The 12,361-nt window shown below is 73.6% G+C and carries 7 protein-coding genes; 4 read left to right on the forward strand and 3 right to left on the reverse strand.

What is annotated here, in order from left to right; translation table 11 throughout:
• Positions 1–26: 26 nt before the first annotated feature.
• From recC to recD, 3 genes are read left to right on the forward strand one after another with little or no spacing between them, the layout of a single operon-like run.
• Positions 27–3,464: an exodeoxyribonuclease V subunit gamma gene (recC, locus tag JNO54_RS01645; protein WP_204142326.1), complete on the forward strand. Its 3,438-nt coding sequence runs from the start codon at positions 27–29 to the stop codon at positions 3,462–3,464.
• Positions 3,461–6,847, forward strand: coding sequence for a UvrD-helicase domain-containing protein (locus tag JNO54_RS01650; RefSeq protein ID WP_204142327.1), 3,387 nt, complete (start codon positions 3,461–3,463; stop codon positions 6,845–6,847). The genes recC and JNO54_RS01650 overlap by 4 nt, the downstream gene beginning before the upstream one ends.
• Positions 6,844–8,709, forward strand: coding sequence for an exodeoxyribonuclease V subunit alpha (recD, locus tag JNO54_RS01655; RefSeq protein ID WP_307818002.1), 1,866 nt, complete (start codon positions 6,844–6,846; stop codon positions 8,707–8,709). Before JNO54_RS01650 ends, recD begins: the two co-directional genes overlap by 4 nt.
• Positions 8,710–8,815: 106 nt before the next feature.
• Here recD and JNO54_RS01660 read toward each other — a convergent pair whose 3' ends face one another.
• The 3 genes from JNO54_RS01660 to JNO54_RS01670 form a co-directional block, all read right to left on the reverse strand.
• Positions 8,816–9,625 carry a M57 family metalloprotease gene (locus tag JNO54_RS01660; RefSeq protein WP_204142328.1) on the reverse strand — a complete coding sequence of 270 codons (810 nt, stop codon included), beginning with the start codon at positions 9,623–9,625 and terminating at the stop codon, positions 8,816–8,818.
• Positions 9,626–9,791: 166 nt separating this feature from the next.
• Complete coding sequence (locus tag JNO54_RS01665; RefSeq protein WP_204142329.1) at positions 9,792–10,625, reverse strand: ABC transporter permease; 834 nt, start codon at positions 10,623–10,625, stop codon at positions 9,792–9,794.
• Positions 10,622–11,599, reverse strand: a complete 978-nt coding sequence (locus JNO54_RS01670; protein ID WP_204142330.1) for an ATP-binding cassette domain-containing protein — start codon at positions 11,597–11,599, stop codon at positions 10,622–10,624. The genes JNO54_RS01665 and JNO54_RS01670 overlap by 4 nt, the downstream gene beginning before the upstream one ends.
• Before the next feature lie 114 nt (positions 11,600–11,713).
• Here JNO54_RS01670 and JNO54_RS01675 point away from each other — a divergent pair, with 114 nt between their 5' ends.
• Positions 11,714–12,355, forward strand: a complete 642-nt coding sequence (locus JNO54_RS01675; protein ID WP_204142331.1) for a DUF4396 domain-containing protein — start codon at positions 11,714–11,716, stop codon at positions 12,353–12,355.
• Positions 12,356–12,361: the final 6 nt, after the last annotated feature.

The raw sequence follows: 12,361 nt of genomic DNA on the forward strand, positions 1-12,361 counted from the left end.
TCACCGCCGCTGGCTAGGTTGCTCTCGTGACCTTCCACCTCCACCGCGCGGTCCGCACCGCCGAGCTCGCCGGCGGCCTCGGCGAGCTGCTCGCGGACCCGCTGGCGGACCCCTTCGCCGAGGAGGTCGTCGTCGTCCCCGAGCACGGGGTCGAGCGCTGGCTGGCTCAGCGGCTCAGCCATCGCCTCGGCGTGGGCGAAGGGGGGAGCGCCGCACCTCGTCGTGGAGACGGGGTCTGCGCCGGGGTGCGTTTCGTCCGGCCGGCCTCGCTCGTCACGATGCTCACGGGCCGCGAGCTCGACGACCCGTGGCTGCCGACCCACCTCGTGTGGCCGCTGCTCGCGACGATCGACCGCTGCCTCGGCGAGCCGTGGGCCGCCTCGCTGGCGCGGCACCTCGGGCACGGTGAGGCCGGCGCCGATGCCGACATCCGCCTGGGCCGCCGCTACGGCCTCGCCCTGCGGCTGGCCCGGCTGATCCACCGCTACGGGCTGCAGCGGCCGTCGGTGCTCACCGCCTGGCGGGCGGGCCGTGACGAGGACGGTGCGGGTGCCGAGCTGCCCGACGACCTGCGGTGGCAGGCGGAGCTCTACCGGCGGCTGCTCGAGGTCGTCGACGCCCCGCCGCCCGACGTGCGCCACACCGCGACCCTCGAGCGGCTGCGCGCGGGCGACGCGACCCTCGACCTGCCCGGGCGGCTCTCGCTCTTCGGCCACACCCGCCTGCCGGTGACCGAGGTCGAGCTGCTGCGCGCGCTCGCCGTGCACCGCGACGTCCACCTCTGGCTGCCCCAGCCCTCCCCCGCCGCGTGGTCCGCCATGACCGCCTCCCTCGACGGTGAGGGTCGCCGGTCTGTCGTGCCGCGATCCGACGACCCGCTCGCCGACGCGGTCGCGCACCCCCTGCTCGCCTCGCTCGGGCGCGACAGCCGCGAGCTCGTCCGGGTCCTCGGCGCCGACCTCGGCGACGAGGACGAGCTGCTCGAGACGCGGACGGCTCCCCCGGGCACCGTGCTCGCCTGGCTGCAGTCCGACATCGCCGCCAACCATGTCCCCGACCTCGCCGAGCGGTCGGCCCGGGTGCCGGCGCCGGGCGACCGCAGCCTGTCGATCCACGCCTGCCACGGGCCCACCCGCCAGGTCGAGGTGCTCCGCGAGGTGCTCGTCGGGCTGCTCGAGGACGACCCGACCCTCGAGCCGCGCGACGTCCTCGTGATGTGCCCCGACGTCGAGGTCTACGCGCCGCTCATCGGCGCCGCCTTCGGGCTCGGCGACCACGGCACCGACGCCGCCGGGGTCGACACCCACCCCGCGCACCGGCTGCGGGTCTCGATCGCCGACCGCTCGCTCCGCGCGACGAACCCGCTGCTCGGCGTCGCCGAGCAGCTCGTCGCCCTCGTGGGCGGCCGGGCGAGCGCCAGCGAGATCCTCGACCTCCTCGGCAGCGAGCCGGTCCGCCACCGCTTCCGTCTCGACGACCGGGACCTCGACCAGATCACCGGGTGGGTCGCCGCCACCGGGGTGCGGTGGGGCTTCGACGCGGCCGGGCGGGCTCCCTTCGCACTGGCCGCGGAGGCGCAGAACACCTGGTCTTTCGGCCTCGACCGGCTGCTGTCGGGCGTCGCCGTCTCGGCGGACGGGCCGCTGAGCATCGGTGGTCACACCCTGCCGTACGACGACATCGGCAGCGGCAGCATCGACCTCGCCGGCCGGCTCGCCGAGACGCTCTCCCGCGTCGAGGCGGCCGTCGAGACGCTCGGCGCGGCCCGCTCCGCGTCGGAGTGGACCAGGGCGCTGCGCGAGGCCGTCCTCGATCTCACCGACGTGCCGATGAGCGACGCGTGGCAGGTCGGGGACCTCGACCGGGTGCTCGCCGAGGCCTCCCAGCACGCCCCCGAGGACCTGCCGCTACGGATCGCCGACGTGCGGGTGCTCCTCGCCGACCGGCTCGCCGGCCGCCCGGGTCGCGCGAGCTTCCGCACCGGCGGGCTCACCGTCTGCACGATGGTCCCGATGCGCTCGGTACCGCACCGGGTGATCTGCCTCGTCGGGCTCGACGACGACAGCTTCCCCCGGCAGCAGAGCATCGACGGCGACGACGTGCTCGCTCGCGCCCCGCTGACCGGCGAGCGCGACGCCCGCAGCGAGGACCGCCAGCTGCTCCTCGACGCGGTCATGGCCGCCGGCGAGCGGCTCGTCATCACCTACACCGGAGCCGACGAACGCAGCGGCGAGCGACGCCCGCCCGCGGTCCCGCTCGGCGAGCTCATCGATGCCGCCGCCGAGACCGTGGCCACCGCAGCGGCCCCCGGGCGCGACGGGACGGACCCCGAGGACGCTGCCGTCACCGCGTCGGTCGCGCTCGGTGAGGTCCGGCACCCGCTCCAGCCCTTCGACCCGCGCAACTTCACCGCCGGGGTGCTCACCGGCGCCGACCGGCCGTTCTCCTTCGACCTCGCCGGGCTCGACGGGGCCACCGCACTGCTCGGTGAGCGCACGTCCGTGCCACCGCTGCTCGACGGCCCCCTCCCCGCGGAGGACCTCACGGAGATCTCGCTGGCCCAGCTCGTCGACTTCGTCCAGTCCCCGGCCAGGACCTTCCTCCGGGAGCGGCTCGGGCTCTCTGTGAGCTGGGAGGCCGACGAGGTGAGCGACCGCATGCCCGTCGACCTCGACACCCTCGAGCGATGGGCCATCGGCGACCGCGGCGCGCGGGCCCGGCTCGCCGGCCGGACCTCGGAGGAGGTGTGGACCGCCGAGCTCCTCCGCGGCGAGCTGCCACCGAGCGGCCTGGCCCGGCACACCCTCGCCCCCGTCTGCGAGCGCGTCGAGGGGCTCGTCGAGTCGGTGGAGTCGCTGCGCTCAGGTCAGCCGGCCCGCACCGTCCACGTCGACATCGCCTTGCCCGCCGGCCGCCGGATCACCGGTGCGGTCGACGGTGTCCACGGCGACCGGCTCGTCGCCGCCGGCTACAGCAGCGTCGGCGCCAAGCAGCTGCTCGCCGCCTGGGCCCGTCTGCTCGCCCTCACCGCCGGGTACCCCGACCCGGGCGGCTGGCAGGCGAGCGTCCTCGGCACGACGACGAAGGGGACCGTCGCTCGCGCCTTCGGACGGCTCGACCCCCAGATCGCGCTCGCCCGGCTCGCCGACCTCGTCGACCTCTACCTCCTCGGCCGCACCACCGTCCTGCCGCTGCCGGCCAAGACCGCCTACGCGTACGCCCAGGCGGTGCACCGCGACGACCGCAGGACCGGCGCCGCCCGGCGGGCCGCGCGGGGTGCGTGGGAGCCCGACGACCGGGGCTTCAACGACGAGCGCGCCGACCGCTGGTGGCGGCTGGCCCACGGCGACGCCGCACCCCTCGACCGGCTCCTCGCCGATGCCGCGGGCCCGGACACCGGCCTGGGCGCCCTCGCGCCCCGGCTCTGGGACCCCATCCTCGACAACCTCGAGGGGGGACGATGAGCCGACTGACCCCCCTTCGAGGCTCCTCCGTCGCACCTCAGGACAGCGCCTTCGACGTCCTCGCGGACCTGCCCGGCCGCGACGAGACGGTCCTGCTCGAGGCGAGCGCCGGCACCGGCAAGACGTGGACGATCGGCGCCCTCGTCGCGCGCTACGTCGCCGAGGGCATGCCGCTGGAGTCCTTGCTCGTCATCACCTTCGGCCGGGCGGCGAGCCAGGAGATGCGCGAGCGGGTCCGGGAGCACCTGCGCCTGGTCCACCGCGGCCTCGCCCGTCCCGAGGAGGCGACGAAGGACCCCGTCGTCGCCCACCTGCGAGACGGGGACCCCGAGACCGTCGCGCTGCGCGAGCGCCGGCTGCGCGAGGCGCTGACCCACTTCGACGCGGCGACGATCGCGACGACCCACCAGTTCTGCCAGCTCGTCCTGCGCGGGCTCGGCATCGCCGGCGACACCGACCCCCGCGCCCGGCTCGTCGAGGACCTCACCGACCTGCGCGAGGAGGTCGTCGACGACCTCTACCTCCGGGGCTTCGCCGCGACCGAGGGACCGCCGGCCTTCTCCCGCGCGGACGCCGGGGCCATCGCGCGGATCGTCACCGAGCACCCGCACTCGCGGCTCACCCCGGGCGAGCTCCCGCACGGCAGCACCGCCGCCCGCAAGCTGCGCTTCGCCCACCTCGTCCGCGAAGAGATGACCCGCCGCAAGCGGCTGCTCGGCATCCTCAGCTTCGACGACCTCCTCAGCGAGCTCGCCGACGCCCTGGCCGACGACGCGAGCCCGGCCCGCCAGCGGATGCGCGACCGGTGGCAGGTCGTCCTCGTCGACGAGTTCCAGGACACCGACCCGGTGCAGTGGCAGGTGCTCGAGCGCGCCTTCGCCGGGCACTCCGCGCTCGTCCTCATCGGGGACCCCAAGCAGGCGATCTACGGCTTCCGCGGCGGCGACGTCCACACCTATCTCCAGGCATCGGCGACAGCGACCCGGCAGCACACGCTGCTGCGCAACTACCGGTCCGACCCCGGCCTGGTCACCGCGCTGTCCACGATGATGCGCGGCGCCGAGCTCGGGTCCCCGGAGATCGTCGTCCACGCGATCGAGGCCGACAAGGACGAGCCGAGGCTGGCCTACCCGCCCGACGCCGAGCCGGGGGACCCGGCGCTCCTCTCCCCGGTCCGGCTCCGGGCCGTCCCGACGCGGCTGGTCGTCGACGAGGACGGCAAGACCCCCATCGGCCGGGTGCGGCCCGTCGTCGCGGCGGACTGCGCCGCCGAGGTCGCCCGGCTGCTCCGCTCCGGGCTCACCTTCGAGGGACGGCCCCTGCGTGCCGGCGACATCGCCGTGCTGGCCCACAAGCGCGACTCGCTCGACCGGGTGCGCGGCGCCCTCGGCGCCATCGGCATCCCCTCGGTCATCGTCTCCTCCGAGTCGATCTACGAGACCCCCGCCGCAGCCGACTGGCTCACCCTGCTCGAGGCGCTGGCCCAGTCCCACCGGCCCGACCGGGTCCGCGCGGCCGCGCTCACCCCCTTCGTGGGGCACCGCGCCGCCGACCTCGAGACCGGCGGCGACGAGATCGTCGACGAGACCGCCCGCGTCCTGCGGACCTGGTCCGAGGTCCTCGGCCGTCGTGGCGTCGCCGCCGCGCTCGCCGCGGCGACGAGCGCCGGGCTCGAGAGCCGGGTGCTGCGGCACGCGGGCGGGGAGCGGCGCCTCACCGACCTGCGCCATCTCGGCGAGGTGCTCCACGAGCGGGCCGTCGTCGAGGGTGACGGGCTCACCGCGCTCACCACGTGGCTGCGCGAGCGGATCCAGGACGCCCGCCACGAGGAGCGCACCCGGCGGCTCGAGAGCGACGCCGAGGCCGTCGCGCTCGCGACGATCCACGCGAGCAAGGGGCTGCAGTACCCGATCGTGCTCCTCCCCTTCGTCTCCGACCGGCACGTCATGCCCCGCAACCGGCTCACCCACCTCCACCTCCACGACGAGCAGGGCCGGCGCGCGCTCGACATCGGCATCACCGACGACGCCGACCGCGGTGACCGGGTCGCCCGGCATCTCGCCGAGGAGGACGGCGAGGCGCTGCGGCTCTTCTACGTCGCCATGACCCGGGCGCAGAGCCAGGTCGTCGCCTGGTGGTTCCCCTCGGGGCTCAACACCGCCCCGTCCGCGCTGCACCGCATGCTCTTCGGCCGCGAGCCCGGCGTCGGCGCCCTGCCGCCCCGGGTCGACGTGCCCGGCGACCACGACGCCGCCGCTCGCCTGCGGCTGTGGGAGGGCGAGGGAGCGCTCGGCCTCGAGGTGGTCACCGGTGAGTCCCCTGAGCCGGTCGAGGCCCCCGCAGCCACCCGCGAGCTCTCGGCCCGGACCTGGTCGCGTGAGATCGACACCGGCTGGATCCGCACCTCCTACACCCGGCTCACCCGCCCGCTCGAGATGGGCCACGCGGCCGGGTCGGTCGGGAGCGAGCCCGAGCACGGACCACGCGAGGGCGAGGACGGCCCGGGCTCCCCCGAGGTCGCCGTGTCCCCGAGCAGCCCCGTACCCGCCCACGGCGCGCTGCCCTCCCCGATGGCCGACCTGCCGGTCGGGGCGACCTTCGGCAACCTCGTCCATGCCGTGCTCGAGGAGGCCGACCCGCAGGCCCCCGACCTCCGCGCGGAGATGCTCGCCCGCGTCGATGCCCAGGTCGGGCGGTGGGCGGTCGCCGGTCTCGACCGCGAGACGCTCGCCGATGCCCTCGTCGCCGTCTGCGACACCCCGCTAGGTCCGCTGCTCCCGGGCGCAACCCTGCGCACCATCGGCCGCCGGGACCGCCTGTGCGAGATGGCCTTCGAGCTGCCGCTGGCCGACGGCGACACCGCGCACGACGGGGACGGGGCCCGGCTCGGCGCGCTCGCGACGCTGCTCCGCACCCACCTCCCCGAGGGCGACCCGGTGCGTGGCCTGGCCGAGGCCCTCGACGACCCGGCGGTCGGCGACCAGCCGCTGCGCGGCTACCTCACCGGGTCCGTCGACGTCGTCATGCGCCACGAGGGCCGCTACGTCGTCGTCGACTACAAGACCAACTGGCTCGGCGCCGCCGACGAGCCGCTCACCACCGACCAGTACGGCCCGATGGCGCTGCACGAGGCGATGGGCCACTCGAGCTACCCCCTCCAGGCCCTCCTCTACGCCGTCGTGCTCCACCGCTTCCTGCGCTGGCGTCAGCCCGGGTACGCCCCCGAGCAGCACCTCGGGGGCGTCCTCTACCTCTACGTGCGCGGCATGGCCGGGCCGCAGACACCGGTCACGGGAGGGCACCCGAGCGGGGTCTTCTCCTGGCTGCCCCCGGTCGCGCTCGTCGAGGCCGTCTCCGCCCTGCTCGACGGGAGCACGCCGTGAGCACCCACGACCCCACGCTGGTGACCTTCACCCCCTTCGTCCCCACGGGCCCACGGGACCGGCGCCTCGCGCTGCACGCCACCGGGATCCTCGCCGAGGCCAATGCCGCCGGGTGGATCGAGGCGCCCGACGTGCACGTCACCGGCCGGCTCGCGGCGCTCGTCGGCGGTGACCCCGACACCGTGCTCCTCGCCGTCGCCCTGGCCGTCCGGGCCGCGCGTGAGGGGTCGAGCTGCCTCGACCCGGCCGCGACGCTCGACGGCCTGCGGCGCACGGCCGAGGTCACGCCCGACGACCCGGGCCACGACCCGGACCGGCTCGCGGAGCTCGTGGGCTCGCTGCCCGCGACCGCGCAGGAGTGGCTGCGTGACGTCGTGGCCAGCGCCTGCGCCGCAGCGGGGACCGTCACGGTCGAGCACGACCTGGTCTACCTCGACCGCTACCACCGGGAGGAGGCGCTCGTCGCGCAGGCCCTCGCCGACCGCTCCGCACTCCCGCCGCTGGCCGTCGACACCGACCGTCTCGAGGCCGGCCTGCTCCGCGTCTTCGACGGTGACACCTGGGAGGAGCAGAAGGCAGCGGTCCGCGAGACGGCGCCGCGGCGGACGACGATCCTCGTCGGCGGCCCCGGCACCGGCAAGACCTCGACCGTCGCCGGGCTGCTCGCGCTCCTCGTCGAACAGAGCGAAGGCGTGGGGCGTGCCCCCTCGATCGCTCTCGCCGCACCGACGGGCAAGGCAGCCGCCCGCCTGCGCGAGTCGGTGCTCGACGCCGTCTCACGCTTCAACGACGAGGATCGCGCGCGCGTCGGCGACGTCGAGGCGGTCACGCTCCACCGGCTGCTCGGGTGGCGACGCGACAGCAGCACCCGCTTCCAGCGCGACCGGACCAACCCCCTCCCCCACGACATCGTCGTCGTCGACGAGGCGTCGATGCTCTCCCTGACCATGACTGCCCGGCTGCTCGACGCCCTGCGCCCCACGGCCCGGCTCGTCCTCGTCGGCGACCCGGACCAGCTCGCGTCGGTGGAGGCCGGCGCGGTGCTCGCCGACCTCGTGGCCGGGTACTCCGACCACGAGGACACCCCGGTGTCGCGCCTGCTCACGTCCCGGCGGTTCGGGACCCGGATCGGCGCCCTCGCCGCAGCGGTCCGGGATGGGCACGCCGACGAGGTCATGGCGATCCTGCGGTCCGAGCCGGAGCGCGACCCGGGGAGCGGCACGCTCGACGAGAGCGTCGAGTTTCTCGCGGTCGACGACCCGATCGAGGCGCAGGAGAAGCTCCAACGGCTCCTCCTCGGGCGAGCGGAGCGGCTGCGCGACCTCGCTCTGGCCGGCGACGTGCCCGCGGTGCTCCAGGCCCTGGACGAGCACCGGCTCCTCTGCGCGCACCGCGACGGTCCGTGGGGGGTGTCCTCGTGGAACGCCCGGGTCGAGCGCTGGCTCAGCGAGCAGAGCGGGTTCTTCGGGCGTCAGTACGCCGGCCGCCCCCTGCTCGTCACCGCCAACGACTACCGGCTCGGCCTGTCCAACGGCGATACCGGGGTCGTCGTCCTTGGCCAGGAGGGACGCCTCGTCGCTGCCTTCGGCGCCCCCGGCGCAGCTGTCACGTACGGCGCCAGCACCGTCGCCGACGCCGAGACCGCACACGCGATGACGATCCACAAGAGCCAGGGCAGCCAGGCGGAGCACGTCACGGTGCTGCTCCCCGACGCCGAGTCGCGGCTGCTCACCCGCGAGCTGCTCTACACCGGGCTGACCCGCGCCAAGCAGCGGGTGACGATCGTCGGCTCCGAGGAGTCCGTCCGGGCAGCGGTCGAGCGCCGCACCGCCCGTGCGTCCGGGCTGCGCCACCGGCTCTGACCCCGGCACCCTTCCGTCGCCGCCTGCTGCGACCCAGGCACGGCGAAGGCCGCCGACCCGGGTCAGGGTCGACGGCCTCCACCATCCGGGAGGATGTCGGACGGGTTCAGGAGCCGTACACGGCCTGGACGCCGGCGCGGTCGGTGCTCGTCATGCTCAGGTCGTCGGAGGATCCGTTGCACTGCGGGTAGTGCATGATCGACGCGGAGTCGTAGGCGGTCAGCGGACGCCAGCTGTTGTCCTCGAAGCACGTGCCGGCCTCGGGGCGGGTGTGCTCGTGCCGGAAGCCCAGGACGTGCCCGAGCTCGTGCGCCATGATGTTGCTCGGGGTCCACGAGCCACTGCTGTGCAGCGAGCGGGCGTTGACCAGGACGTTGCGCTGCGACTTGCTCGAGCTCGGGAAGAAGGCGCGGGCGATGTACTGCGTCGTGCGCGTCGGCTCGACGGAGAAGACGACCTTCTTGTTGCGGACGGTGCAAGATCCGTCCTGGCTCGCGTCGTGGACGAAGTTGATCTTCGACGACGCGCTCTCCCACTGGCCGGCGCCGGACGCCATGGCGTTCTTGATGGCGGTGTGGTCCGCGCCGAACTTCGTGCTCACGCAGTACGTGAGGTTCGCGGCCTGGCCCCCGGACCACGTGTCGTCGCTGCCGTAGACCGTGTTGATGATCAGGCCGTCGGTCGGCGTCTGCGGGGCGACGAGCCCGTCGTAGAAGCTCTTGAGCGCACCGGCCTGGGCCACCGGGACGTCACCGTTGACGATGTACTGGCCGTCGGTGTCCTGGAAGGTGTCCGCCTTGAACTCCCGGTACGTCGGGGCGTCCGAGTCCACGGCGTGGCCCGTAGCGGCCGCGGTGACGGCGAGGAGGCCGGTGCCGGCAAGGGCGGTGAGCACTCGCGTCGAGGTGCGCTTCATGGATGACTCCTGTGACGTTGCGGTCGGCCGGGGTGCCGACCCCTCACGCTAGGGAGCACAGCGGCCAAGGCTCCATCCCCGGAGAGTCTGGGATCCGCCAAGGATCGGTCCGGATTCGGCAGGACCAAGGGCCGGGCCGTGACGATCGCGCGTCGGTCGTCGGGCGCTACCTCGTCATCGCGCGCTGGTACTCGCGGGTCGAGAGCGGCACGAAGACGATGAGGATGAGGGCCACCCAGACGAGGGTGTAGAGCTCGGCGTTCTGCAGCGCCCACGTGTACTCGGAGGTCGACCGGACGGCCTCCTCGGTCATCCCCTGGCCGCCGCCGGCCATCGCCCCGAGGTTGCCGAAGTTGTCACGAGCGGAGTGCGCCAGCGTCGACACGGGGTTCCACCCCGCGAAGGTCCGCAGCAGCGCCGGGAAGTTCTCGCTCGGCACGAAGGTGTTGGCGATGAAGGTCAGCGGGAAGATCACCATGAAGGACGCGTTGCCGACAACCTCCGGGGTGCGGACCTTGAGCCCCACCCACGCCATGATCCAGCTCACCGCGTAGGCGAAGAGCAAGAGGATGAGGAAGGCGAGGATCGCCGGGACGAGGCCGTCGCGGATCCGCCAGCCGATGAGCAGGCCGGTCAGCGCCATGACGATGAGCGAGATGACGTTGTTGACGACGTCGGAGAGGGTGCGCCCGACGAGCACCGCGCTCGGGTGCATCGGCAGCGTGCGGAAGCGGTCGATGACCCCCTTCTGCATGTCCTCGGCCATCCCGAAGCCGGTGAAGGTGCCTCCGAAGACCACGGTCTGGGCGAAGATGCCCGCCATCATGAACTCGCGGTAGCCCTGGCCGTCGCCGCCGGCGATGCTGCCGAAGACGAAGCCGAAGAGCAGCACGAACATGATCGGCTGGAGGGTTGTGAAGACGAGCAGGTCGGGGACCCGCCTGATCTTGATGAGGTTGCGGCGGACGATCGTCATCGAGTCGTTCACGAGGGTGCTCATGCGCGGGCCTCCTCGTCGGTGCTGATGGGCTCCTCGGTGCGGTGACCGGTCAGGGAGAGGAAGGCGTCGTCGAGCGTGGGTCGCCGGATGCCGATGTCCTGAACCGTCACCCCTGCATCGCCGAGTGACTGCACCGCCTGGACCAGGGCCGACGTGCCGGTGCTGACGGGGAGCGTGAGGGTGCGGGTGTGCTCGTCGGTCTCGACCTCCCCGATCCCCAGTGGGCGCAGGGTGCTCGCGACCTCGCCGAGCCGGTCGCCCTCGGCGATGGTCACGACGAGACGCTCGCCCCCGACCTGCGCCTTGAGCTGGTCCGCGTCTCCGCGGGCGATGACCTCACCGTGGTCGATGACGACGATGTCGTGCGCGAGCTGGTCGGCCTCCTCGAGGTACTGCGTGGTGAGGAGGACCGTCGTGCCGTCGGCGACGAGGTCGGTGATGACCTGCCACATGTCGCCGCGGCTGCGCGGGTCCAGGCCCGTCGTGGGCTCGTCGAGGAAGACGACGGGTGGGCGCACGACGAGGGCGCCGGCGAGGTCGAGCCGTCGGCGCATGCCTCCGGAGTAGGTCTTCGCCGGTCGATCCGCGGCCTCCTCGAGACGGAAGTCTCGGAGCAGCTCGCTGGCGCGGGCCTTCGCCTCCTTCGCCGAGAGGTGGTAGAGCCGGCCGATCATCTCGAGGTTCTCCTGGCCGGAGAGGTACTCGTCGACCGAGGCGTACTGGCCCGCGACCCCGATGTTGCGCCGGACGCCGAAGGGGTCGGCGACAACGTCGATCCCGGCGACCCGGGCGGTGCCCGCGTCAGGCTTGATGAGAGTGGAGAGGATACGGACGGCGGTCGTCTTGCCGGCGCCGTTGGGACCGAGGACGCCGAGCACCGATCCCGCTGGTGCGGCGAGGTCCACGCCCCTCAGGGCCTCGACCTCACCGTAGGTCTTGCGGAGGCCCTCGGCCTCGATCGCGTAGGTGGTCACGACGAGCAACCCTAGACCTGCCCACCGACGTCGCTGAATCGATGTTCGCTCGACGGCGGGGGACCCCCTTCGATCTGGAAATTGATACCCCTGAGGGGTATGTTGGAAGGCGCTATGGAGCACGCACACACCGACCACCACGACCACGCCACGCACGAGGACGAGCAGCACGACCACGCCGGCCACGACATGGGCGGCATCAACCGGATGGCCTGGAGCGCCACCTTGCACTGCCTCACCGGCTGCGCCGTCGGCGAGATCCTCGGCCTGATGATCGGCACCGCCCTCGGCCTGGGCAACGTCTGGACCATCGCACTCGCGGTCGGGCTGGCGTTCCTCTTCGGCTACTCCTTCTCGACCCTCCCGCTCGTGAGGACCGGGCTGGGCATCGGGGCCGCCCTGAGCATCGTCTTCGCCGCTGACACCCTGTCGATCCTCACGATGGAGGTCGTCGACAACCTCGTCATGGCCGTCATCCCCGGCGCGATGGACGCGGGGCTGGTCAACCCGATCTTCTGGATCGGCATGACCATCGCGCTCGCCGTCGCCGCAGTGGCCGCCTTCCCGGTCAACCGATACCTGCTGCAGCGAGGCAAGGGGCACGCCCTGACCCACGAGCATCACGGGGCGGACCCGGTGACGACGGGGTGGCGACGCTTCGTCCCGGCGCCGGCGACCTCGACCCTCGTCGCCGTGATCCTCGCCTTCATGATCGGCGGGCTCGTCGTCTCCGTCGCGGAGGCCCTCGGCGCCTGAGGCCTC

The sequence above is a fragment of the Janibacter endophyticus genome, from assembly GCF_016888335.1.
Taxonomy (GTDB): Bacteria; Actinomycetota; Actinomycetes; order Actinomycetales; family Dermatophilaceae; genus Marihabitans; species Marihabitans endophyticum.

Coding starts and splice junctions, on each gene's coding strand:
- JNO54_RS01650 (WP_204142327.1), top strand. CDS start 3,461: ATGAGCCGACTGACCCCCCTTCGAGGCTCCTCCGTCGCACCTCAGGAC.
- JNO54_RS01665 (WP_204142329.1), bottom strand. CDS start 10,625: ATGAGCACCCTCGTGAACGACTCGATGACGATCGTCCGCCGCAACCTC.
- JNO54_RS01660 (WP_204142328.1), bottom strand. CDS start 9,625: ATGAAGCGCACCTCGACGCGAGTGCTCACCGCCCTTGCCGGCACCGGC.
- JNO54_RS01675 (WP_204142331.1), top strand. CDS start 11,714: ATGGAGCACGCACACACCGACCACCACGACCACGCCACGCACGAGGAC.